The 24,313-nt window shown below is 56.2% G+C and carries 22 protein-coding genes; 15 read left to right on the top strand and 7 right to left on the bottom strand.

The features are described 5' to 3' along the window. Nucleotides 1-11 precede the first annotated feature (11 nt). The 13 genes from IQ241_RS06660 to IQ241_RS06600 all read left to right on the top strand — a co-directional run bounded on the left by IQ241_RS06660 (nt 12) and on the right by IQ241_RS06600 (nt 14,309). Nucleotides 12-479 carry a VOC family protein gene (locus IQ241_RS06660; RefSeq protein WP_193905641.1) on the top strand — a complete coding sequence of 156 codons (468 nt, stop codon included), beginning with the start codon at nt 12-14 and terminating at the stop codon, nt 477-479. Nucleotides 480-487: 8 nt separating this feature from the next. Beyond that, the gene (locus IQ241_RS06655) at nt 488-1,966 is read left to right on the top strand and encodes an aminotransferase class I/II-fold pyridoxal phosphate-dependent enzyme (protein WP_193905640.1); all 1,479 of its coding nucleotides are present in this window, start codon (nt 488-490) and stop codon (nt 1,964-1,966) included. A 56-nt stretch (nt 1,967-2,022) separates the two neighbouring features. Next, nucleotides 2,023-2,622: a precorrin-6Y C5,15-methyltransferase subunit CbiT gene (gene cbiT, locus IQ241_RS06650; RefSeq protein WP_193905639.1), complete on the top strand. Its 600-nt coding sequence runs from the start codon at nt 2,023-2,025 to the stop codon at nt 2,620-2,622. Between the two features lie 266 nt (nt 2,623-2,888). Further along, nucleotides 2,889-4,847, top strand: coding sequence for a hormogonium polysaccharide biosynthesis glycosyltransferase HpsE (gene hpsE, locus IQ241_RS06645; protein WP_193905638.1), 1,959 nt, complete (start codon nt 2,889-2,891; stop codon nt 4,845-4,847). Between the two features lie 84 nt (nt 4,848-4,931). Continuing rightward, nucleotides 4,932-5,951, top strand: a complete 1,020-nt coding sequence (hpsE, locus tag IQ241_RS06640) for a hormogonium polysaccharide biosynthesis glycosyltransferase HpsE (protein ID WP_193905637.1) — start codon at nt 4,932-4,934, stop codon at nt 5,949-5,951. A 14-nt stretch (nt 5,952-5,965) separates the two neighbouring features. Beyond that, complete coding sequence (locus IQ241_RS06635) at nt 5,966-6,904, top strand: glycosyltransferase family 2 protein (protein ID WP_193905636.1); 939 nt, start codon at nt 5,966-5,968, stop codon at nt 6,902-6,904. Between the two features lie 60 nt (nt 6,905-6,964). Continuing rightward, nucleotides 6,965-8,152 (top strand): glycosyltransferase, encoded by a 1,188-nt coding sequence (locus IQ241_RS06630; RefSeq protein ID WP_193905635.1) that lies wholly within the window; start codon nt 6,965-6,967, stop codon nt 8,150-8,152. A 33-nt stretch (nt 8,153-8,185) separates the two neighbouring features. Next, nucleotides 8,186-8,959: a glucose-1-phosphate cytidylyltransferase gene (gene rfbF / locus IQ241_RS06625; protein WP_193905634.1), complete on the top strand. Its 774-nt coding sequence runs from the start codon at nt 8,186-8,188 to the stop codon at nt 8,957-8,959. Between the two features lie 50 nt (nt 8,960-9,009). Then, the gene (gene rfbC / locus IQ241_RS06620) at nt 9,010-9,564 is read left to right on the top strand and encodes a dTDP-4-dehydrorhamnose 3,5-epimerase (protein ID WP_193905633.1); all 555 of its coding nucleotides are present in this window, start codon (nt 9,010-9,012) and stop codon (nt 9,562-9,564) included. Then, nucleotides 9,561-10,856 carry an NAD(P)H-dependent oxidoreductase gene (locus IQ241_RS06615; RefSeq protein WP_193905632.1) on the top strand — a complete coding sequence of 432 codons (1,296 nt, stop codon included), beginning with the start codon at nt 9,561-9,563 and terminating at the stop codon, nt 10,854-10,856. Before rfbC ends, IQ241_RS06615 begins: the two co-directional genes overlap by 4 nt. A gap of 52 nt (nt 10,857-10,908) precedes the next feature. Then, complete coding sequence (locus IQ241_RS06610; RefSeq protein WP_193905631.1) at nt 10,909-12,015, top strand: NAD-dependent epimerase/dehydratase family protein; 1,107 nt, start codon at nt 10,909-10,911, stop codon at nt 12,013-12,015. Then, nucleotides 12,016-13,353, top strand: a complete 1,338-nt coding sequence (locus IQ241_RS06605) for a UDP-glucose dehydrogenase family protein (RefSeq protein ID WP_193905630.1) — start codon at nt 12,016-12,018, stop codon at nt 13,351-13,353. It abuts the gene before it with no gap. Nucleotides 13,354-13,466: 113 nt separating this feature from the next. Next, nucleotides 13,467-14,309, top strand: coding sequence for an Rpn family recombination-promoting nuclease/putative transposase (locus IQ241_RS06600; RefSeq protein WP_193905629.1), 843 nt, complete (start codon nt 13,467-13,469; stop codon nt 14,307-14,309). Between the two features lie 75 nt (nt 14,310-14,384). Here IQ241_RS06600 and IQ241_RS06595 read toward each other — a convergent pair whose 3' ends face one another. Continuing rightward, a complete protein-coding gene (locus tag IQ241_RS06595) occupies nt 14,385-14,960 on the bottom strand; it encodes a hemerythrin HHE cation-binding protein (RefSeq protein WP_193905628.1) in 576 nt (191 codons plus the stop codon). A gap of 273 nt (nt 14,961-15,233) precedes the next feature. On the opposite strand from IQ241_RS06595, the gene IQ241_RS06590 reads away from it, so the two are divergent. Both IQ241_RS06590 and IQ241_RS06585 read left to right on the top strand, forming a co-directional pair. Beyond that, nucleotides 15,234-17,777: a sigma 54-interacting transcriptional regulator gene (locus IQ241_RS06590; protein WP_193905627.1), complete on the top strand. Its 2,544-nt coding sequence runs from the start codon at nt 15,234-15,236 to the stop codon at nt 17,775-17,777. A 413-nt stretch (nt 17,778-18,190) separates the two neighbouring features. Continuing rightward, entirely contained in the window at nt 18,191-18,571 is a 381-nt protein-coding gene (locus IQ241_RS06585; RefSeq protein WP_193905626.1) for a DUF2267 domain-containing protein, read from the top strand. A gap of 128 nt (nt 18,572-18,699) precedes the next feature. Here IQ241_RS06585 and IQ241_RS06580 read toward each other — a convergent pair whose 3' ends face one another. From IQ241_RS06580 to aroA, 6 genes are all read right to left on the bottom strand, one after another. Next, nucleotides 18,700-19,176 (bottom strand): hypothetical protein, encoded by a 477-nt coding sequence (locus tag IQ241_RS06580; protein ID WP_193905625.1) that lies wholly within the window; start codon nt 19,174-19,176, stop codon nt 18,700-18,702. A 398-nt stretch (nt 19,177-19,574) separates the two neighbouring features. Beyond that, on the bottom strand, nt 19,575-19,865 hold the full coding sequence (gene gatC, locus IQ241_RS06575) for an Asp-tRNA(Asn)/Glu-tRNA(Gln) amidotransferase subunit GatC (RefSeq protein WP_193905624.1): 291 nt from the start codon (nt 19,863-19,865) through the stop codon (nt 19,575-19,577). A gap of 15 nt (nt 19,866-19,880) precedes the next feature. Next, complete coding sequence (locus IQ241_RS06570; protein WP_193905623.1) at nt 19,881-20,402, bottom strand: photosystem I assembly protein Ycf3; 522 nt, start codon at nt 20,400-20,402, stop codon at nt 19,881-19,883. An 84-nt stretch (nt 20,403-20,486) separates the two neighbouring features. Further along, complete coding sequence (locus tag IQ241_RS06565; RefSeq protein ID WP_193905622.1) at nt 20,487-20,939, bottom strand: hypothetical protein; 453 nt, start codon at nt 20,937-20,939, stop codon at nt 20,487-20,489. 90 nt (nt 20,940-21,029) lie between these two features. Next, nucleotides 21,030-22,772, bottom strand: coding sequence for a putative bifunctional diguanylate cyclase/phosphodiesterase (locus IQ241_RS06560; RefSeq protein ID WP_193905621.1), 1,743 nt, complete (start codon nt 22,770-22,772; stop codon nt 21,030-21,032). 176 nt (nt 22,773-22,948) lie between these two features. Then, nucleotides 22,949-24,265, bottom strand: a complete 1,317-nt coding sequence (gene aroA / locus IQ241_RS06555) for a 3-phosphoshikimate 1-carboxyvinyltransferase (RefSeq protein WP_390622421.1) — start codon at nt 24,263-24,265, stop codon at nt 22,949-22,951. Between the last annotated feature and the right edge of the window lie 48 nt (nt 24,266-24,313).

Here is a 24,313-nt window from a genome sequence, read left to right as displayed (position 1 = left end):
CCGACAACGCTATGGTCAGTGTTTCTTCCCGTCCCCAGCCTGTCCTCACCGAAGGAATGCTACGTGGCGTCCATCACATCGCCCTCAACGTGAAAGATATGCAGGCGGCCTGCCAGTTTTACGGTGAGGTCTTAGGCCTTCACAAACTTCAGGGCGAAGAGGTGCCGAAAACGCTGGTCAAGCTGGTGGCGGAGGGCAAAGTGACTAACTTTAGGACACCAGATGGGACGATTCTAGACCTGTTCTGGGAGCCCGACCTGTCACCGCCGGACCCCGACCCCGAGAAAGGCTTTACCCGAGCCAATCATCTGGCCTTCGATATTGCCCCAACCCAGTTTGACCAGGCGATGGAGCGGCTGAGAGCGCATCAGATTACTTTTGACGGCCCCGTGACTCGACCGACGGGCCGGGGCATTTACTTTTACGACCCCGATGGATTCATCATCGAAATTCGCTGCGATCCATTGCCAAACCCATAGGTTCGTCAATGGAGTCAATGGATCAGTCGGCTGCGCCGCTGGTAGAGGCTCTCAGGCACTGTGCCATCCGCCCAAACGCGGCTTTCTACACGCCGGGGCACAAGCGCGGACGCGGCGTTTCTCAGCGGCATAGGGATCTGTTCGGTGCGTCTGTCTTTACTGCTGACCTGCCGGAGCTGCCGGAGCTAGATAATCTATTTGCGCCAGAAGGCGTGATCCTAGCTGCTCAAGAGCTGGCGGCAGAAGCATTTGGGGCAGAGCAGACCTGGTTTTTGGCTAACGGCTCGACTAGCGGTGTAGAAGCCGCCATCCTGGCCACCTGTGGCCCAGGTGAAAAGCTGATTCTGCCGCGCAATGCTCACCGATCGGCGATCGCGGGCCTGATCCTCTCCGGTGCCCAGCCTGTCTACGTCACTCCGGACTACGACCCCGACTGGGGACTAGCCCACAGCATCACGGCAGACGCGATCGCGCAGGCTCTAGCCCAGCACCCCGACGCCCGCGCCGTTTTGATCACCTCGCCGACTTATCAGGGCATCTGCGCCGATGTCGAAGAAATTGCCGAACTCGCCCACCGCCATGCTCTGCCGCTGATTGTAGACGAAGCCCACGGGGCTCATTTCGCCTTCCATCCTGAGCTACCTACTCCGGCGCTCAGAGCCGGGGCCGATATCGTCATCCAGTCTGCCCATAAGGTGCTTAGCGCCTTCACCCAGGCCGCCCTGCTCCACGCTCAGGGGAGCCGGATAGACCGCCATCGTCTGTCTCAGGCCCTGGCCCTCACCCAGTCCAGCAGCCCCAGCTATTTGCTATTAGGCTCCCTCGACGCCGCTCGCCAGCAGATGGCCACTGAGGGACTAGACCTCATAGCGCAGGCGCTGACGCGAGCCGATCGGGCTCGCCAGCGGATTGCTCAGCTGCCCGGACTGCGGGTGATTGGCCCTCAGATAATGGGGCGAACGCCGGGCTGTGCCGACTGGGATCGCACCCGGCTGACGGTTGATGTTTCTGGCCTGGGGATGACCGGCTATGAAGCCGATCGAATGCTGCACAAGGATTGGGGCGTCACGGCGGAACTGCCGACGCTGCAGCAGCTGACCTTCATCGTCGGCTGGGGCAATGACCTGGCGGATATGGAGCAGCTAGTAGAGGCGCTAGCGGGACTGCGCGATCGCGGCTCAGGTCCATTAAACCTGCCTAAGACCGATTTCACGGAGCTGGAACGGTCTATAGAAACAGGCTGTAGCCCCCGCCAGGCATTCTTTGCGCCCACCCAAATCCTACCCGTCGCTGACGCCGTTGGCCGGATTAGTGCTGAGACCGTCTGCCCTTATCCGCCGGGCATTCCCACTCTGCTGCCGGGAGAGCGAATCAGCGCAGCTGCGATCAGGGCGCTGCAGCAGGTGCTGGCGGTAGGCGGTGTGCTGACTGGCTGCCGGGATGCCACCCTCCAGACCCTAGCCGTGGTTCAGTCCAAGGACGTTTGAATGCTAGGAGATCGCGGCCCGGATCTTCTATGCTGAGGGATAAACCAGCGCTCCCTATGTCTGCCCTCTGGCCCTACGTTACGCCCGGTATTCCCGATCATCTGTTCGAGCGGCTGCCGGGTATTCCGCTGAGTCAGCGAGAAGTGCGGCTGCTGCTGCTGGGCTACCTGCGGCTCAGGGCCGACTCGGTGCTGTGGGATATTGGGGCGGGGACGGGGACGATTGCGGTTGAGGCCGGACTGCTCTGTCGGCAGGGTAAAGTGATCGCGGTCGAGCGCGATCCGGAGGTGGCCCAGCTGATTCAAACCAACTGCGATCGCTTTGAGCTGACCAATATTGAAGTGACCGTCGGCAGTGCCCCCGACTGCCTTAGCCAGCTGCCCGAGTCGCCCGACTGTGTGCTGATCGAGGGCGGGCGGTCGTTCAAGGAAATCCTTCAGTCGATCTGGAAACGGCTGCTGCCCGATGGGCGCATCGTCGTTACCGTCGGCAGCCTGAAAGGCCTGTACGCGGTTTCAGAAGCATTTGCCGAACTCCAGGTACGCAATATAGAAGTGGCGCAGCCCGCTGTCAATCGGTTGGAAACCCGAGGCAATCAGCAGTTTTTTGCGGCGATAGACCCCATTTTCGTGCTCAGCGGCGATAAGCTGGGCTAAATACCCGCCTGGTTATTTCCGGTGTGCCCAGCGAGACCTCACACAAACTTTTTGTCAGTGTTTCAGCGGACAGCCTCAGTGAAGACTCTTTGAAGAACTTCAAAAAGCGTTGTAGATACGATTGCGGATATGTTGAGATTGAATACGTTCATAGTTGAGTTTGACTTGAGACGCAATCTCCCCAGACAAGCTACAGTCAGCCGTTGTTAAGTTTCATCCGGTCAGGTTTGCGCTGGCCTTAATAAACCGATTTTTGGTTTGAAACGATGCTCCAAGGTCCGCTTTCCGCGCTACAGCCAGAGACCCCACGGTCAAAGCCAGAATCGGCTACGGTTAACAACGCCCCCCTGATGGCTGACGCTCCCAACCCTACCCCCAATACGGCCCCCAATAGGGCCTTGACCGCTCAGGCTGATGGCTGCGTCGTCAGCCTCGATGTGACTGTGGCGATTCCAACCTATGACGGAGCAAAGCGGCTACCGCTAGTTTTAGATCGGCTGCGATCGCAGATCAATATCGCCGATATTGCTTGGGAAATCATCGTCTGCGACAACAACAGCTCCGATGAGACGGCTGAGGTCGTCCGGCGCTATCAGCGAATTTGGGATCAGGAGGGGCCTCAGGCGGTATCACTCCACTACCGCTTTGCCCCTGAACAGGGCGCGGCCCATGCCCGGCAGCGAATTGCCACCGTCGCCCAGGGAGAGCTGATTGCCTTCCTGGATGATGATAATCTACCTGCTTGCGACTGGGTCGAGCAGGCCTATCGCTTTGGCCAAGCTCATCCCGGCGCCGGCGCTTTTGGCAGCCAGATCCACGGCGAATTCTCAGCCGGCCCGCCGGACCAGCTGACGCCGCCGGAGCTGGCCAAAATCAAGCCTTTCCTAGCCATTATCGAGCGCGGCGACACCCCCCATCTGTACGAGCCTCAGAAGAAAATTTTACCCCCCGGAGCCGGACTAGTGGTGCGGCGACAGGCCTGGCTCGATGCCGTCCCCCCGCGCCTATTTTTGAACAACAAAGGCAAAGCCGCGGGCCTGGCTAGCGAAGATCTGGAAGCCGTGCTGCATATTCAGAAAGCAGGCTGGCAGGTTTGGTATAACCCGGCAATGGTCGTCTATCACCAGATTTCTAGCGAGCGACTCGAGCAGGACTATCTGCTCCAGCTGCTGCACTGTGACGGGCTCAGCCGATTTTATATTCGGATGATGCGCATTCGCTCCTGGCAGCGACCGCTGATGATCCCAGGCTACATTGCCAACGATTTGCGTAAGCTGGCGCTCAACCTGGTCCGGCGCTCGAATGAGTCATCGCTGCTGGCCGCCTGCGATCGCGAACACCTCCGCAGTACGGTCGTCAGCCCCTTCTTCTTGCTCCGCAAAGCCCATCAGGACGGGCAGCAGGCCCGCTATGAGCGCCGTCATCTGCCGCAGCGGCAGGAGTGGCTAGAGCGGCTGACCCAGGCCTTCGAGCAGGATCGATTCCAGCTGTATAGCCAGCCGGTGATCGCCGCTAACAGCCATAGTCAAGCATCAGGTGAAGTTCTACTACGCCTGTTTGACCAGGCCGAGTCAGCCAGTCCTAATTTGGGCATGGTTTCTCCAAACCGCTTCATCCCCGTTGCGGAGCACTATGGCCTGCTCCGCACCCTCGATCGCTGGGTCCTGCGTAAATTTTTTCAATCTCTCCCAGCTCAAAGCGCGGCAGAGGGCTCGGCGTCAAAGCTGACTCATCTGCCGACCCAGCCCCAGTCTATCTACTCCGTCAATCTATCGACTGCTAGTGTCTGCGATCCCAAACTGCCTAGCTTTATCGCCGACCAGCTACAGCGACATCGATTTCCCCCGTGCCAGCTCTGCTTTGAGATTACCGAAGCCGACGCGATCGCGCTGCCGGTTCAGGTCAGCCAGCTGATTCACGGGCTGCATGAGATTGGCTGCCTAGTGGCCATTGACGACTTCAGCCAGTGCGGTGGAGTGGAAAAATTTGTCAGTCAGTTCCCTATTCACTACCTTAAGCTCAGCAGCCATACGGTCAAAGCAGCCGTTCGGAATGCTTCTGCCTTTGAGCAGGCGCAGTCCATGATTCAGCTGAGCCACGCTCGCTCGATTCAGATTGTGGCCAAAGGGGTTGAGACAGCTCAGGCCCTCAGTCAGTTGAAAAAAACGGAGGTTGACTATGTTCAGGGATACCAGCTGGCTGAGCCTCAGCCGCTGAGGTTTTAGATGAGATGTCATTTTAATGGAGCTGGGGTTACCCCTCAGTAGTCAGATTCTGCCCCTTCTACGCGCCCAGTTGTGGAGCCAACCATGCCAGACTTTACAGTTGCTATTCCAACCTATAACGGGGCTGAGCGGCTGCCCAGGCTGCTTGAGCAGCTGCGATCGCAGACTTATCCGGCAGACCTGGACTGGGAAATCTTGGTCGTCGATAACAACAGCAGCGACCAGACCGCTGCTTTGATTCAGCAGTATCAGCGGGACTGGGCCGATACTACCCCCACCCTCAGATATGCCTTCGAGCCTCAGCAGGGAGCTGGCTTCGCCCGTCAAAAGGCGATTCAAACGGCCCAGAGTGAATGGGTAGGTTTTCTCGACGACGACATTATCCCGGCTGCTGATTGGGTGGCGACGGCCTATGCCGCTGGCGCGTCCCGCGATCGCGCCGGTGCCTATGGCGGTCAGATCCATGGCAAGTTTGAGACGCCACCCCCAGAAAACTTCAAGCGTATTCAGTCCTTCCTGGCAATTCGGGAACGCGGCCCCGAGGCGCATCAATACGACCCAGAAAACCTAGTGTTGCCGCCCTCGGCAGCCTGGGTGGTACGACGCCAGGCCTGGCTGAGGGATGTGCCCACCCACCTAGCCCTAAGCGGCCCGGTAAGCGGCTCAATGGTTGGAGGGGAAGATTTCGAGCCGCTGCTCTATCTGCACAGGGCTGGCTGGGAGATCTGGTACAATCCTGACCTCCACGCTGCCCACGAAATTCCGGACAGGCGTTTGGAAAGAGCCTATTTGATCAATCTCAGCTGGGCTTGCGGGCTCTGTATCTGTCATCTTCGGATGATTACGGCTAAAAGCTACTGGCAAAAGCCGCTGATTATGGCCAAGATTGCGCTGGGCGGCTGGCGTCGTGCGCTCAAGCACTATTGGACCCATGCTGGAAATCCTCAGAAAGACACGATCGCGGCCTGCGAGATGGCGTTCTTTTTGAGCAGTGCCCTCAGTCCGGCCTACTTTATTGGCCGCAGCCTGGTCAGCCACCTGCCGCGCCGGGCCACGGGGCCAGCACAACCGGGCCAGCTTAGCTGTAAACACCTGGAAACCTGAAGCGACCTGACGTCATGGCTCTCATCTCGGTAATCATCCCAGCCTATAATAGCGAGCGAACCATTGCCGAAACGGTTGAGTCTGTTATACAGCAGACGCTGACCGATTTTGAAATTATTGTAATTGACGATGGCTCAACCGACCGAACGCTGGAGCGGCTCGACGCGATTGAGGACTGTAGGCTGACCGTCGTCTCTCAGAAAAATTCAGGCGTTTCAGCGAGCCGAAACCTCGGTATCGCCAAGGCATCGGGCCAGTATATTGCCTTTTTAGACGCCGACGACCTCTGGCTGCCTGACAAACTGGCCGCACAGGTTCAGGCGTTAGCGGCCGATCCGGCGGTAGCCGTGGCCTATAGCTGGGTGGACTATATCGATGAATCTGGTCAATTTCTGCGCTCGGGAATGCATTCGACGATTGCAGGTGACGTATACGAGCGGATTGTATTGGGCAGTTTTTTGGAAAGTGGGTCCAATCCCCTGATTCGTAAAACGGCTATTGATCACACCGGCGGCTTTGACGAAACGCTACGCACTGCAGAAGATTGGGAAATGTGGGTGCGGCTAGCCGCTCAGTACCGCTTCGCCGTTGTGCCCCAGGTACAGGTGCTTTACCGCGTTTCGTCCCGGTCAAAGTCCTTCAGGTTAGAGAACCATCGGTCGGCCGGGCTAGCGGTAATCGACAGGGTGTTTGCGCAGACTCCCGACAGTTTCCAAAGGCTCAAGCCAAAAGCACTAGCAAGCTTTTACAAATATCTCACCTTTAAGGTCTTGAGTGCGCCTGAAAAAGACCGTTTAGGTCGTAAAGAAGCGATGTTTGCCGCAGGCTGCCTATTCCGCTCGGTTGCTTACAATCCCGCCATGCTAAAACAGACTCGGGTCCTGCTGTCGGCGCTGTTCAAAATTGCAAAGCTATCTTTAATATCGAACAGGCCTTCAGAAAAGCCAAGCTAGCGCCAGCGGAGATAGAGAGTAAGCGTGAAGCAAATGATTGTATGGACCGGGAGGCGATAGATGCCGATTTCAAAAAAGCGCTTGAAAATCTTGCTCTACGGCAACCTGTATGGGGCCTATCGCTCCGAAAACCTGATTAAATATTTGCTTGATTCTGGCTATCGACTTAGTTTTATATTTCCCGAATTTTACTTCGAGCGAGGCATTAAAAAAGATTTAATTTCTAAGATTTTACGAATTGTTTTTTCGGCTTATTACTGGGTCGAGCTGTTTATTAAAGCCGCCCTAGCAGATGTTATCTATCTTCTGCCCATGAACGTGGAATTGATCAGAAGCGCCCTCTGGGCAGCTCGACTATTCAATGCCAAGCTGGTCGTTGAGGTTTATGCTTCTCTGTATGATACCGCTGTCAAGGATAAGCAAACCGTGCCTGTAAATAGCCCCGAAGCGGCTCGGCTAAAGCAGAAAGATACTCTAGCGCTGACCCAGGCTGACTACATCATTGATATTGCTGACTATGAGCTTCGATATTGGCAAGATATGCTAGGCATTCAAATTAACTTTGATAAATGCTTTATTGCACCTTTGTTCAGCGAAATTACCGAATCCTCCGCGTCATCTTCCACAGCGCTGGGGTCAGGCGGCTTCAAATCAGCCGATGCGATCAGCATTTGCTGGTGGGGAACTTTTATTCCCCTGCACGGTCTGGATAACATCATTCAAGCCATGCAGCTTCTGAAAGATTGGGGAATGGCCTACCGCTGCTATCTCTTTGGGGTGCCGCCAACCGGCCAGCAGCAAGTGTTTGAAGACTACCGCCAAAAAATTGAGCGCAGCCACCTCAGCGATCGGGTCTTTTTGAGACAAGACCTGCGATTCCTCGATGGGTCCCTGCCCCATTTCTTACATGAGCATTGTGACCTAGCCTTGGGTATCTTTGGCGATACGGACAAAGCGCGGGCCGCGGTTCCCAACAAGCTGGTCGAAGCGCTAACGCTGGGCCTGCCAACGCTGACGATGGATTCGCCAGCGCTGAGGGAATTTTTTGACCCGGAGGACCTCTGGACCTGTGAGCCGACCGGGGAGTCTATTGCCAACGCGATCGCGACCCTGGTCAAAGGAAATGCCTATCCCGTTGACTGGTTTCAAACCCAGAAAAAAGTTAGAGAAACGTTCAATGTTCAGCGATATCAAACCGTTATCGCTCAGGTGATGGCCCGCATCGAAAAAGACTTCCAGTCGCAGTGAGTGACCTATACGATTGTAACTTTTGGTGACCTTATGAAAGCAGTCATACTAGCGGGTGGGTTTGGCACTCGCCTGAGCGAAGAAACCGGGATCAAGCCTAAGCCGATGGTGGAGATCGGCGGCAAGCCCATCCTCTGGCATATCATGAAGACCTATTCAGCCCACGGCATCGATGAATTTATTATCTGCTGTGGCTATAAAGGCTATGTGATCAAGGAATACTTTGCCAACTATTTCCTACACATGTCCGACGTCACCTTTGATATGCGCTTCAACCAAATGAATGTGCATGCGGGTAAAGCCGAACCCTGGCAGGTGACGCTGGTCGATACGGGCGAGGAGACGATGACGGGTGGCCGACTAAAGCGCGTCAGAGAGCACATTGGCTCAGAAACCTTCTGCTTTACCTACGGCGACGGCGTCAGCGATATTGATATTACTAAGCTAGTGGCGTTTCACAAGGCTCAGGGTACCTCTGCCACCCTGACTGCGGTGCAGCCACCGGGGCGATTCGGCGCTATTTCCCTAGCTCAAGAGCAGACCAAGATTGAGAGTTTTCAGGAGAAGCCAGAGGGGGATGGGGCCTGGATTAGCGGCGGATACTTTGTCTTGGAGCCCCAGGTGATTGATCTAATCGCGGCGGACAAGACCGTTTGGGAGCAGGAGCCGCTGAAGAAGCTCGCCCATATGCAGCAGCTTTCCGCGTACCGGCACAGCGGTTTCTGGCATCCGATGGATACGCTGCGGGACAAGAATTTGCTGGAGCGGCTTTGGAAAGAGGGTGAGGCACCCTGGAAAGTCTGGTAGTTTTCCTTGGCTGGTCCGGAGTCCACAGGTGAATTAAGGAGTTTAGCGATATGCAATTTATTCCCACTGGCCTAGCAGGGGCTTTTATCATCGAGCTGGAGCCGATTGCGGACGACCGCGGCTTCTTTGCGCGGGCCTTTTGTGCAAAAGCGTTCGAGGCCCAGGGTCTAAAGTCCGCGATCGCGCAGTGCAACCTGTCGCTCAGCCATCAGCAGGGCACCCTACGAGGGCTGCACTATCAGACCCCACCGGCAGCCGAAGCCAAATTTCTGCGCTGCATCCAGGGGGCAAACTATCACGTCATCGTCGATCTGCGGCCAGAATCAGTCACCTATTTACAGCATGTCGGGGTAGAGCTGTCGGCCCAAAATCGACGCGGCCTCTATGTGCCAGAGCTGTTTGGCCATGGCTACCAGGCCCTGACGGACGGGTCAGAAGCGCTCTACTCGGTGAGTGAATTCTATACGCCGGGCTGCGAGCAGGGCATTCGCTATGACGACCCAACCTTTAAAATAGACTGGCCCCTGCCGGTCAGTCAGCTCTCTGCAAAAGACGCTGCCTGGCCGCTGTTTAGTCCAACCGCAACCGCTGAGGTTTCCCCATGATGATCGTTGATACTGCGCTCAAAGCCCGTCAGGCCGACCACAATCCGCTGCGTGTTGGCATGATTGGGGCCGGGTTTATGGGCCGAGGCATTGCCAATCAGATTGCCAACTACATGCCGGGAATGCGGCTGGTGGCGATTTCAAACCGCACCCTGTCTGCAGCTCACGAAGCTTACAGTAAGGTCGGCATTGGCGATATCAAAGAAGTAACGACGACCGCTGAGCTAGATAGCGCGATCGCCCAGGGCAAATATGCCGTCACCGATGACGCCGAGCTGCTCTGCCAGTCTGGAGAAATCGAAGTCCTGATCGAAACCACCGGCCATGTAGAATTTGGTGCCCAGGTGATTCTCAAGGCGATTGAATGCGGCAAGCCTATCGTCACCATGAACGCCGAGCTAGACGGCACCGTCGGGCCAATCTTGAAGGTCTACGCCGACCGGGCCGGGGTCATTCTGACCGGCTGCGATGGCGACCAGCCCGGCGTGCAGCTCAACCTTTATCGGTTTGTCGAGAGTATCGGGCTGACCCCGGTGCTGTGTGGCAACATCAAGGGACTCCAGGACCGATACCGCAACCCCACAACCCAGGAGAGCTTTGCCAAGCAGTGGGGCCAAACCGCCCATATGGTCACCAGCTTTGCCGACGGCACGAAGATTTCCTTTGAGCAGGCGATCGTCGCCAACGCCACCGGCATGAAGGTGGCCCAGCGCGGCATGCTGGGCTACGAGTATCGGGGCCACATCGACGACATGGTCACCCACTACGACGTCGATCAGCTCAGGGCCTGGGGTGGGATTGTCGATTACGTTGTCGGCCCCAAGCCCAGTCCCGGGGTGTTTGTGTTTGCCACCCACGATGACCCAATCCAGGCTCACTACCTGAACTACGGCAAGCTAGGCGAAGGGCCGCTCTACAGCTTCTATGTGCCCTATCACCTGACCGTGTTTGAAGTGCCGCTTTCGGCAGCTCGGGTGGCCCTGCTCCAGGATGTGGTGATTGCGCCGCTGGGCGGCCAGGTCGTCGATGTGATTACTACGGCAAAGACAGACCTCAAAGCCGGTGAAACCCTAGATGGGCTAGGCGGCTACAAGACCTACGGCCAGTGTGACAATGCCGATGTTGTCATGGCCCAAAAACTGTTGCCGATGGGACTGGCGGAGGGCTGCCGCCTGAAGCGCGATGTGGTGCAAGATCAGGTCCTGACCTACGACGATGTCGAACTGCCCCAGGGCCGACTCGCGCATCAGCTCCGAGCCGAGCAGGATCGGCACTTTGGATCTAAAAACTGATCCGGCAGCGCGATCGCGGCTCAAAAAATGTACGCCTCTCTTACCCACTCCTATGAAAACCGCTAAAGACGTCATCGATGCAGACCTCAGCTACATCTGTCAGCATCTTCAGTCAGAATTTGCTCAGCTCGCCGGCAAAAACCTATTGATTACCGGCGGCGCTGGCTTTTTAGGCTACTACCTGGTGCAGTCCATCCTGCATTGGAATCAATCTGCGGGCCAGCCGATTCGCCTCACCGTTTACGACAACTATATTCGGGGCATCCCCGACTGGCTGACCCAGCTCAAGGAAAACCCCAATCTGACCCTGGTGAAGCACGATGTCACGCATCCCCTGCCCGATTCGATCGGCGACTTTCAGTACATTATCCATGCCGCTTCTATCGCCTCGCCGATCTACTATCGCAAGTACCCAATCGAGACCATGGATGCCAACGTCAGCGGGCTGCGCTACCTGCTGGAATACTGCCGCCAGCAGCAGAGCAGCCCCGCGCCGGTAGAGGGCTTCCTCTTTTACTCCACCAGTGAAATCTACGGCGACCCGACTCCTGAAAATATTCCGACCCCGGAAACCTATCGTGGTAACGTGTCCTGCACCGGGCCGAGGGCCTGCTATGACGAATCTAAGCGATACGGCGAAACCCTCTGTGTTAACTTTGCCCAGCAGTACGACCTGCCGATTAAAACGGCGCGTCCGTTTAATAACTACGGTCCCGGCCTGAAAATTACTGACCGCCGCGTGCTGCCGGATTTTGCCCGTGATGTGTTAGCCGGAAAAGATATTGTCATGCTTTCGGACGGGGCTCCCACCCGGACCTTCTGCTACATTGCCGATGCCATCGTCGGCTACTACAAGGTGCTGGTCCGAGGGCGCCCCGGCGAAGCCTATAACATCGGCGTTGAGCAGCCGGAAATTTCGGTGCTAGAGCTGGCGCAGCAGGTGGTGGAGATGTCGCGATCGCTGTTCGACTACACCGGCCAGGTTGTCCGCCAGGCTAGCTCAGACCGAGACTATCTGGTCGATAATCCCAATCGCCGCTGTCCGGTGATTGAAAAGGCGCGGTCAGAGCTGGACTACCAGCCGAGTATTTCCCTAGAGTCGGGGCTGAAGCGCACCCTGCTCTGGTATCAAGACAATCAGCAGGCAGAGGATAAATAGATGAAAGTTTCTGTAGTTGGGACAGGGTACGTTGGGCTGGTGTCTGGCGTGTGTCTGGCGGCCAAAGGGCATCAGGTCACCTGTGTCGATATCGACGCGGACAAGGTCAGCAAGATCAACCAGGGAATGTCGCCAATCTATGAGGAGGGCTTAGACGAGCTGCTCCAGCAGACGGTAGGCCAGCAGCTGAAAGCGACTACCGATTTGCGGCAGGCGGTCCTGTCTACGGACCTCTCAATTATTGCGGTGGGCACCCCCTTTGACGGCAGCGTAATTGACCTGCGCTACATCAAAGAGGTGGCTGAGCAGATTGGCACCGTGTTGAAAGACAAGCCTTCATACCATTTGGTTGTGGTTAAGAGTACCGTCGTGCCAGGAACGACCGACGATATCGTCCGGCCTATTCTAGAGTCGGCCTCGGGTAAGCAGGCCGGGCCAGACTTTGGCGTAGGGATGAACCCCGAGTTCCTAAAGGAAGGCGAAGCGATTAAGGACTTTATGGCCCCTGACCGAATCGTGCTCGGCGGCATTGACGCCAGGAGCATTCAGCTCCTGGGCGAGCTGTACAGCGTCTTTGAAGACGTCGATAAGCTCGAAACCAGCTGCAAAACTGCAGAGATGATCAAATATACGGCCAACTCTCTGCTGGCGACGATGATCTCTTTTGCCAATGAGATTGGCAATCTCTGCACTGCCCTGGGCGGCATTGACGTGGTTGATGTGATGGAGGGCGTGCATCTCGATAAGCGACTCAGCCCCATTCTGTCGGACGGTACCCGCATTCGGCCCAGCTTTACGAGCTATATCGAAGCCGGCTGCGGCTTTGGCGGTAGCTGTTTCCCAAAAGATGTCAAGGCGCTGATTGCCCACGGCAAGCGGGCTGGCGAACCGATGCAGCTTTTAGAATCTGTGATTCGAGTCAACCTGGAGCAGCCAAATCAGCTGATTCGGCTGCTGAAAAAACACAGCCCAGATGTCAATAATTTGCGCGTCGCGATTCTGGGTCTTGCTTTTAAACCGGGCACGGACGACATTAGAGAATCGCCAGCCCTACCCGTGATGCAGTCGCTGCTAGAGCTGGGAGCCCAGATTAAAGCCTATGACCCAATTGCCCTAGAGCCGACCAAGGATTTGTTCAAGGATAGCGCCGTCGTATTCTGCGATCGCTTAGAGCAGGCAATTGACGATGCTCAAGCGATCGTGCTGGTCACGCGCTGGCCAGAATTCTCTGCGCTGCCAGACCTGCTGGCCAAGCTTCCAGCTCAGCCTCTGGTCATCGACGGTCGGCGAATGCTAGACAAGGAAAATGTTGCTCGCTATGACGGTATCGGTTTATAAGGCTCAAAACTGACAAGAGGATAGCGAAGATTGTCAGTAGTTCAGCTGCTGAGCGGTTTACATACAAACGTCTATGCGAAAATCAGGTTGTCGAGCAGAACAAAACAGACACCATGTTCGACACAGTTTGCAAATTCTTAATTGAAACCTTCTCTACCGACTTTGCTAGCTGGCTAATTGGAGAACCTATTGCCCTGACTCAGCTGAGTCCCTCTGAGCTGTCGCTAAAGCCCATTCGAGCCGATGCGCTGATGCTACTGCAATCCGATGAATTAGTATTACAGGTAGAGTTCCAGACTCAGCCTGACCCGAATATTCCCTTCAGAATGATCGACTATCGATTGCGAACCTATCGTCGCTTTCCACACAAGTCAATGCGGCAGATAGTCATCTATTTGAAGCAGACACGCTCGGAGCTGGTTCAGCAAACATCGTTTACACTGCCAAGTACCTATCATGAGTTTGAGGTCATTCGCCTGTGGGAGCAGCCGCCAGAGATATTTCTAGCGGCTCCCGGACTGCTACCGTTTGCCGTATTGAGTCAGGTGAGAAACCCAGCGGAAGTACTACAGCAGGTAGCGGCTGAGATTGACAACATTTCAGAGCAAGGCATACAAGGTAACGTTGCGGCAGCAGCAGCGATCCTAGCCGGGCTATTATTGGAAAGAGGGATGATTCAGCAAATTTTGCGGAGGGAACTCATGCAGGAGTCGGTAATTTATCAGGATATTTTGCAGGAAGGCCGACAGGAAGGCCGACAGGAAGGCCGACAGGAAGAAGGGCGATCGCTTATTCTCCGGTTGCTCAATCACAAGCTAGGAAATATATCACATACAGCGCGGTCGCAGGTGGAGCAGTTATCCCTTACTCAGCTCGAAGCTTTAGGGAAAGCACTGTTAGACTTTTCGTCACAGCAGGATTTACTCTACTGGTTAGCGAATAGCGTTAGCGAATAAAAAATCGTCAGAGCAGGGCCATTTTCCCCTCGACCCAACGCCTGAGTTTTCCTAAGCTAAAAGCGCATACCGCAGCTAGTCGGTAATGCCGCCGAAGAATCCTTTGAGGGCCGCAACCGCGTCTTCAGCCTGACCCCACACGCCGTCATCGGGCTCTCTGCCGGTAAGCTCGCGGGTGCCCAGCGTTAAAATGACGCTCTTGAGCTGCTCCTGGTGCTTGCGGTTCTTGAAATTGACCTTGTTGATTTCGTCAATCTTCTTTTCTAAAATGTCGCCAGAGGTCTGAGCGGCTTTGTGGACCAGCAGGCCCGTCATCACCAGGCTATGGGTGAGGGCTTCGTGCTGCATGACTTTTTCATACAGGTCTAGCTCATTCCCCGACATCATCTGCCGAACTTTGTTCACCATCTGCTGCACGTTGTCCTGGGGCTGGCTGGTGGTTCCCAGTTCGGAAATGGCCGACTGAATCGTGCCCATGTTCTGCCGGTCGTCCTCGATGATTTCCTGGAAGGTGTCGGCGATCTTCTGATCGCTTCTGCAAGCCTGAAGCAGGGTTTGCTCGTTAGAAATGAGCAGCTCTTGCAGGGCCTGCATGTCGGCAAGCTTAGTTGCGATCGCGTCTATTCGAGTTTCCTGTGTGGCTGAAGCCATAATAATGTCGATGCCTCCGATGGCAGTTTGTAACTTTTACTACTGTCTTGAAAACGACCCAGCCCAGCATCTTTCAAATGGCAGAAACAGCGATATCCCTCGGATACAGGTTCAGCAGCGTGTTAGGCGGAAAAACTAGTTTGGCAAACTCCGCTCTGACAAAGCGAAGGGCGTAAAACGGCCTGGGCGATTCTTGCGCCTTGTAAAGCCTCTAGCCTCAGAATGAGGCTTACAGGCTAGCCTGAGAAAAGTTTCAATTGCAAAAGGCTGGCTATGGATACTGCTGAGCGCGCAAGCTGGTTACGAAAACACACAATTTTTGGCGATCTGTCCGACGAACTGGTTGAGAAAATTGCGTCCTGCCTGACGGAGGAAACCTTTGCGGAAAACCGCCGCCTGATCTTAGAAGATACCCGACCCGAGACGCTCTGCATTCTGGTTCAGGGGCGATTGGAAAGCTACCGGACTCAGCGCACCCGCATGGCCAACGCAGCCACCCTGCTGCCGGGTACCGTCCTGCATTTACAGGAGCTGCTGCTCGACCGCAGGGCCAGCCAGACGGTCGTTTCCCTGACCGACTGTGTCCTATGGCGGCTCGATGGCCAATGGTTCAAGCAGCTAGCAGAAGACTCTCCCCAGCTGAGTAAAGAGCTTTCGCGGCTGCTGGCCGAGCAGCTCGACCAGGTCTCGGAACAGCTGCTCTACGAGCAGGAGCGACAGCAGGCGCTGCGGCCCTACCTGGTGCCTAAGGTAGTGCGAGGTGTTGTTGGCTCCAGCCGCTATGCGATTCGGCTGCGGGAGGACGTGCGTCAGGCAACTCACATTGAACCAGAGGACGCCGGACGCCGACCGCCGATTCTCATTTTTGGTGAGCCTGGCCTGGGCAAAGACAATCTGGCCGCGCTGATTCACTTTGGTTCCGGCAATAAAAAGGCTCCCTTAGTTAAAATCAACTGTGAGTCGCTGCGTTCGGTAGACCTGTTTGGCCGGGGAGAGAGCCGTCCGGGACTGCTGGAATGGTTGGGCAATGGGACGCTGCTGCTGAATAATTTGCAAGACCTTGACCCCGAGCTCGAAGCGCCGATTCTCAGCTTACTAGAGACCGGTACCTATCGACCGGTATCGCGCGAAGGCGAAGCCCCGCCGCCGCCGCAGCAGAGTTCTGCCTGGATTTTGATGACCTCTGAAAAGAGCCTGCCTAAATTTGCCAAAAAATCAGGTCAGCAGATCAAGGCGCCGCCGCTGCGCGTCCGCAAGGCCGATATTGAGGCCCATGTGAACTATTTTTTGCAGCTGCTGTGCCGCGATCGCGACCTCACTCGCCCCCGTTTGACTCCAGAAGCCCTGCGGCGGCTGCAAAGCTACGACTTTCCCGGCAACATTACTGAGCTAGAAAGCCTGGTTGAACGAGCCATTACCCAGTCCGAGTCAAAATCCGTTTTAACCGAAGAAGTCTTCTGGTCGGCTGGAGCCAGTCAGAAGAGTCGCCGTTTACGCCTTAATCTGCTCAACCGCTATCCCAGGCTGCGGCGATTTCTGCTCAGTCCCTGGTGGCCGGACCGAATCAACTACGGCTTTACTCTATGGTTCTATGCCATCGTCGTAGCCGTTCTGTTTATTGGCCCCCAGACCCGCGATGCCAACTTCGCGCTAAATATGTTTTGGGCCTGGTGGTGGCCGCTGGTGCTGCTGGGCTTTCCCTTTGTCGGTCGGCTCTGGTGCGCGGTCTGCCCGTTTATGATCTACGGCGAAGTCACCCAAAAACTCTCGCTCTGGCTCTGGCCGCGGCAGCTCGGAACCTGGCCCAGGCAGTGGGCAGAGCGCTGGGGCGGCTGGATCCTCTACGGCGGCTTTTTGCTAATCCTGCTGTGGGAAGAGCTGTGGAACTTGGAAAATACGGCCTATCTCTCGGCCTGGCTGCTGCTGATTATCACCGCTGGGGCGATGGTTTGCTCGGCGCTGTTCGAGCGTCGGTTCTGGTGCCGCTACCTCTGCCCGATCGGCGGCATGAATGGCCTGTTTGCCAAGCTATCAATGGTGGAGCTGCGGGCACAGAAGGGCATCTGCTCGGCCACCTGCAAGACTTATCACTGCTACAAAGGCGGCCCCGCCGAAGGCGAAGGCCAGGAAACGGGCGGCTGTCCGATCTACTCTCACCCGGCCCAGCTGATTGACAATCGCAACTGCGTGCTCTGCATGACCTGTCTCAAGGCCTGCCCCCACCGCTCGGTGGAGCTCAACCTGAGACCGCCGGGAATTGAGCTATGGGCCGGGCACAACCCAACCGCCTATGAGGTAGCCTTGCTGTTGCTGCTGTGGGGAGCGGTGTTCCTGCGTCGGCTACCGCCGCTGACGACGGCGGTGCTAGGAGATACCGCGCTGCTTGAAAGCTGGGGAGGACATGCGATCGCGGCTGGCCTTGCCCTGCTGTTTCCCACTGCTGTAGCGTTAGGAGTCTATGGCCTCATGCGTATCCTCCGGGGTAGTCTCAAGCCGCGACCTTTCTTAGAGCTGGCCTATGGCTACCTGCCGCTGGTGCTGCTGAGTAACCTCGCCCACTACCTACTGCTCGGGCTGACCGAGGCTGGCCGCATCGTGCCAATATCTTTCGCAACTTTCGGGCTAGCGGAAACCGGCCCTATCTGGATTGCCGATCCAGCAGTGATTGCTTTTTTGCAAGGCGTCTCGCTGATAGCAGGTGCCCTATTGAGTCTAATTCTGACCCAAAAAATCGCCCGTCAGCCGTTTCTCAAACTGCTACCCCAGCATGGATTAACCTTGGGGATGACGGTTGTTCTCTGGCAGCTCATCCTGTAACTAATGAAAGACCTATTTCCGTTGCCGTCTGCCAATTGAAAGGGATTGAAACGGCTCTTTTGAGCGATGAAGGAATAATCAGGTTTTTTTATATTAATCTTTAGTATCCTGTAACGCAGCCCCTACTCAGTCCTCGAGCTGAGGTCAGAATTTTGCTGACTGTATTCTGGGTGACGGGATGCGCAATTGATGCTGCAATGCATTGTTTGATCCAACCCCAAGAGAGGCTTTATGAAATACATCGAATTCTTAGACAAAGCTCAGGCAACTGCCGGTTTAGGATCAAGGATTTAATAAGATGCACAACTCCCGAGCCCTCATCCCCAACCCTTCTCCCGGGGGAGAAGGGGGCCGGATCTAGCTCCCTCTCCCCCGGGGAGAGGGCCGGGGTGAGGGCCGCGAGACATGCACAAATGGTCAAGTTATTTAATTCTCGATCCTTAGCTTCCCGTCAGACGGCTGAAAAGTCTATCCGCGCAACGTTTGAAGTTCTTGCCAACCGGATGTACGGTGACGAGGCGAAAGACCTAGCAGCCCAAATCCCCGAAGAGCTAGGCCAGTATCTGCGTGGGCACGAGGGTGAGAACGGCACCTACATGAGTTTAGATGAGTTCTACAGCGCGATCGCAGACAAAGCTGGAATAGAAGTGACCGAAGCGCGAGATCAGGTCCGGGCAATCTTCGCGGTGATCGAAGAGGCTGTGACTCCCGGTCAGTTCAATCATCTACGCACGAACCTATCTGATGAATACGCTGAACTGTTCCCAGCTCGGGGGGCAGCTAGCGGTCGCTGAAGCTACGGCGAAAAAATGAACAAGAAAGACTCTCTCGGAATATATTCCGAGAGAGTCTTCAGGCGCTAATGACAGTTCAGATCATTCGGAAAGGCGGTTAAACCGGCTCACCGAGAGTCATTGTCTGTCTAGAAGGCGTAACCCAAACCGACGGTGAAGTTAACATCGTCGCGGCTGTTCTCTGCAAAAGGAGCCCAGTTGAGAGAGCCGTTCGCAATCAGACGATTGTTGATCCGGTAGTCGGTCCCAGCGGTTACGGCAAAGTCAACCGTGCTGTCGTCACCGATATCGCCGCGGATACCCGCTCCAGCAAAAGGAAGCAGCCGCCCCGAAGGCTCGGGTGAGTTGAAGTCGTAGGTAATCGGCAGCAGGTAGGAAACATCTTCGCTGTCGTCAAAATCGAAGTCGGTGCTAACCGCTGGACGAACAGAGATGTTGTTGGCAACGGCAATTTTACCATTGACGGTAAAGCCTTCATCACCGCCACCGATGCCGACGTAGTTATAGCCCGTCTGCGCCGTTTGGGCGCTAGCACCGAGGGGGAGAGCTACCAGGGCGGCAGCAGCAAGACCAAAAGGAGCCAAAATGCGTGCGTTGAATTTCATCAGTTGATACCTCTAAAGATGTGTCGATGGAACCATAAGCGTGAATTGATCTCTCGTGACCTCTGACCTTTTCTAGTCGCGACACTCAAAAAGACAAAGGCTGAGAAATTAGCAATCAGAAGCAGGTCTGGTTTAGTTGGGCTTCCGTTTGCTTATTACTGTTGTATCTCGCTGCCCTAGTCCCTGCGGATAGGCAAGGGACAGTTTACTGAGGTGGTTGAGAGAAATGCTCTTCAAATGACCTAAAGTCGTAGATATTAGCTGTGCCAGTTTGGCGAAATGGCTGAATCTGGGCAGAATAAAGAACAGTTGCTGTCGTCTGATTTAGCGCTAACAGCCTGCAATTCTCTATCGAAGTCTTTGCGCTCCTGCGACTGGCCGCCTGCGCCAACGCTGCATTAATCGTCATCCAAAATTTTGGGCACCTTGAAAAAGTCATCCTCGCGCTCAGGGGCCTCTGCCAAAATCGATTCGCGCTCTGGAAAAGGCTGAAGCTGGTCGGGCCGGGTAATATTACTCACCTCGATTGCCCGGGTCGTCGGCTCCACGTTGGCCGTGTCCAGCGTATCAAGCTGCTGCACATATTCCAGAATATTGCTGAGCTGGGTCGTAAACTGGGACTCTTCCGCCGGCGTCAGCTCTAAGCGGGCGAGATGGGCAACCTTGCGGACTTGTTCGAGGTCAATCATGGTAAAGCTCAAGCGTTAATACAAAACGTCGATATTCATCCGGCCTGTGGTCTTGAGCCAGTTTTGAGCTTCAATGTAGTTATTCGGAGCGATGCGGATGGCTTCCATCCAATATTTAGCCGCTTCGTCAAAGCAGGCGTCAGCCTGCTGCTTATCACCGGCCGCCTCGGCCTGTTCGCCCTTGTAATGGTAAATCACCGCCGTATTGTTGAGCGCCTGAATCATCCGTGGATTCAGCTCTAAGGCGGCCTGGTAGCGCTCTAGGGCAATCTCATGCTCGCCATTACTAGCGTTGATCAGGCCCATATTGTAGAGAATGTAGCTCTTATCATAGGGGTCCTCTTCGAGCCGCAGGGCTTCTTGGTAATTGTCCATCGCTTCGGCATATTCGCCATCGGACTGGGCCGACATCCCGTCGCGGTAGTAAGCAAACGCCTCTTTGGCCTGCTTTTTAGTCGGCATCATCTTTAGAATCATGTCTGCCATGACCGTAAAAGACTTGTCGATGAAGTTATCGTTTTTCTGGGTTCTAGGCATAGGTCTAATCCAGCAAGAAGGCCAACTATAATTTAGCGCTCCTCGTGACCAGGTGGAAAATTCGGCAATCCAGCGTTACATCGCTCAGGTCGTCGGTGCGACGGTGTCGCCCAGGTTGAGCTGTCGGGACAGGAACGTCACCAGCTCTTGCAGGGTCTTGAATTCCGCTTCGTCAAACAGGCTGCTGAGGTCGTGCCCAAAGGTCTCGGCAAAGTCATCGCAAAAGGTCAGCGGCCAGTCAAACCAGCAGACCAGCGGAAACTGGAGGTCGGCAATGAACCGATCCTCCGGCCGTACCCGGCTGAATTCCAGCCCTGAGTAATGCTCAAAGGAATTGTAAATAAAGGCTAGCAGCTGTCGCGATCGCGGTCGCTCTGGCAGGATATCTGGAATAAAAACCTGGCACCAGTCTTCAAAACGCAGCGCCCGACGCCGCGATCGCAGCCAGCGGTTGACCTGATGGCGAACTGTAAAATCAGGGCAGAGGTCGCGATAGACCTTTGCACTGTCAACCCAGTTGTTAAACCGTTGCCACATAGAATCCTTAAGGCAGCACCCGCCGCGGTTTGTATCTAATATTCCCATGGGCTTGAGCAAGATTACGGTATCTGTGAGCAGGACTAAACCTTAAGTCACGAATTTAGCGATTGAGCCGACTTTGTCTTGCCCCGTTAGACAGTCCTCTAGCGCCGCTGCTGGCATTGGGCGGCCAATCCAGTATCCCTGCAAAAAGTCGCAGTGATATTGAACCAGCAGGGTTTTCTCAGGCTCGGTTTCGACACCTTCCGCCACGATACTGAGCCCGAGTCGGTGAGCCATTTCAATCGTGGACTGGAGGATAATCTGGTTCTTCGTATCCTGGGTGACTCCACGCACAAAGCAGTTATCGATTTTGAGCGTGTCAATGGGCAGATGCTTCAGATAGCTGAGGGAAGAGTAGCCGGTGCCAAAGTCGTCTACCGAAAGGCGAATGCCCAGCGCCTTTAGCTGATTGAGGGTCTCAACCGCCTGGGCGGCATCCTGCATCAGGGCAGTTTCCGTCACTTCTAGTTCTAGCTGACTGGGGTGCAGGTCGTTTGTGGCCAGTGCCTGGGCGACGCAGTCAATCAGGTCGGGCTGGTTGAATTGGACGCTCGACAGGTTCACAGCGACATGGCTCAAGCTCAGTTTTTTGACCTGCCACTGTCTGGCCTGCTGACAGGCGGTTTCCAGTACCCACTGGCCAATTGGCAAAATTAGCCCGGTCTCCTCTGCCAGCGGAATAAAATCTAGCGGCGGAATAAAGCCCTGCTGCGGATGCCGCCAGCGAATCAGCGCCTCAGCCCCTTCGAGACAGCCGGAGCGCAGCCCCAGCTGCGGCTGATAGTGCAGCTCAAACTCGCCCCGCTCTAGCGCATACCGCAGCCAGGTTTCCATCGTCAGCTGCGCCCCCGAAATCACCGGCATGCTGTCGTGAAAGACCTGGTAAGAGCTGCTCTTTTGATTTTTTGCCCAGCTCAGGGCTGCGTCTGCCTGGCGCAGCAGCGTATTGATGTCTTCGCTATGGTCAGGACAGATTGCGATGCCAATGCTGATGGTCATAAAGACTTCCTGTCCCGGCAGGGAGAACGGTCGGCTCAGGGCATCGATCAGCTTGCCGGCGAGCTGACTCGCCTGGGCAATTCCATCCAGTTCCGGCAGGACAATGGTAAATTGGTGGGCCGTCAGCCGAGCCAGGGTAGCGCCTGGGGGCAGGCAGGCCTGGAGCCGCTGGGCCGAGGCTTTGATCAGTTCATCCCCGGCTGGGTAACCCATCACGTTGTTGACCTGCCGCAGCCGGTCGAGGCTGAGCGTCAGTAGAGCCATCGGCTGGCGAGTTTGTTGGGAGCTCTCCACGGCCTGGCTGAGCCGCTGGTGCAATAGCTGATAGTTTGGCAGGTCAGTAAGGCTGTCGTAGTAGGCCAGCCGATTCAGCCGTTCAGCGGTTTTACGCAGGATGGCGACATAGCGATCGCTGGTCGCTGTTCGTAGCTTCAGTCGGGCAGCGATTGTGTCGATTAGCTCTTCGGTCGTGAAGGGAGCGGCTAGGCAGTCGTTTGCCCCCAGCGCCATGCCGCGGCGTATCTGAGCTCGGTCGTCGCTATCCGTCAGCAGAATTAATGGAGTCAGCGCCAGCTCTGCGGCCTCACGAACGGCAATCAGAACCTGCTCCCCGCTCAGGCCGTTGAGGTTGCGATGACAAACGACAAGGTCGGGCCGCTGCTGCTGAGCCGCCTGCAGCCCGGTGACCCCATTGTCTGCTATGACAGCTTCAAACCCAGCGTTCTCAAGCAGCGTTTCAATTGCCAACCGAGCCTGGTTAGGGGGGTGGATGACTAAAATTTTTTGCATAGACCTGACCCGGAAACCCGCCTGCCTGGACGGTGGTGATAACGCCAGAGCGCTGCTGTACGCTGGCTAAAGTCCCTTAAGTTGAGCTATCGCCTATAAAGCTGACGGCTGTCTTGCTTCACAAATTTATCCTATGTATGACCTAAGGTTCCCGTAATCACCGCTTTTCGCACCTGCTAGCGGCAGACCTGGGCCAGAGTTTGGCTGAAGGTCGGATAGGAAACGGCAGCGGCTTCGGCGCGGCTGATCTGGGTGGCACCCTGAGCCTGGAGGGCCACGATCGCGAGCGCCATGGCAATCCGATGGTCCGTATGGCTATCGACTTCAGCGCCTTTTAGGGGAACCCCGCCGGTAATTTCCAGCCCGTCCGGTAGCTCAGTCACCTGTCCCCCCATTTTGCCAAGCTGGGTTGCCATCACCGCCAGCCGATCGCTTTCTTTCACCCGCAGCTCAGCCGCGTCGCGAATTACGGTCGTTCCCCGGGCCGCCAGCGCCGCGACGGCTAGAATCGGCACCTCATCAATCAGCCGGGGAATCAGGTCGCCCGCTAGCTTGCAGGCCTTGAGCGGACGATAGCGCACCCGCAGGTCGGCGACGGGCTCGCCGGTCACCTGGCGCTCATTCACTAAGGTAATGTCGGCGTCCATGTGCTGCAACGCTTCGAGCACACCCGTGCGGGTGGGATTGACCCCGACGTTCTCAATTAGCAAATCCGAGCCCGGCACCGTCGCCGCCGCCACCAGCCAAAACGCCGCCGAGCTAATGTCGCCTGGCACCACCACCGTCTGCCCCTGAAGCCGGGCCGGGCCGCTGACGGTGACGCTGTGGGTTTCGGTATCCGTCGTAATCTCGGCCCCGAAGGCCCGCAGCATCCGCTCACTGTGGTCGCGGGAGAGGCTGGGCTCAGTGACGGTGGTCTGTCCGTCTATGCCGAGCCCAGCCAGCAGAATACAGGATTTGACCTGGGCCGAAGCAATCGGCGAATGGTAGTGAATCGGCCTAAGGGACTGGCCCTGCACGGCCAGCGGCGCTAAAGTATGGCCCTGCCGTCCCCAAATCGCTGCGCCCATTCGAGTCAAGGGCAGGATCACGCGGGACATAGGTCGCGATCGCAAAGATTCATCCCCGGTCACGCAGAAAAACCGCTCCGGCTGTGAGGCCAGCAGCCCCAGCATCAGCCGCAGGGTCGTCCCGGAGTTGCCCGCGTCGAGGACCGCTGCCGGTTCCCGCAGCTGTCCGCCGACGCCCTCCACCGTTACCCATTCGCCTTCTAAATCAGAGAGCTTTGCTCCCATCATCTGAAAGCAGCGAGCCGTACTGCGGGGGTCTTCGCCCAGCAGCAGCCCTTGAATGCGGGTGGTGCCCTGCGCGATCGCGCCCAGCATCAGCGCCCGATGCGATATCGACTTATCCCCCGGCACCTGAATTCGCCCCTGTAGCCCATCACCCCGAGGCCGCAGCCGCCAAACCTGATGCGGCGGCTGCTCAATAATTTCTAGAAGAGACTCAGTCACATTTAGCACGGCGAGCAGCGATACCAA

It is taken from the genome of Vasconcelosia minhoensis LEGE 07310 (assembly GCF_015207255.1).
Taxonomy (GTDB): Bacteria; Cyanobacteriota; Cyanobacteriia; order Phormidesmidales; family Phormidesmidaceae; genus Vasconcelosia; species Vasconcelosia minhoensis.
Note: the sequence above shows the minus strand (reverse complement) of the source record. Positions and strands in the feature narration are given on the sequence as shown.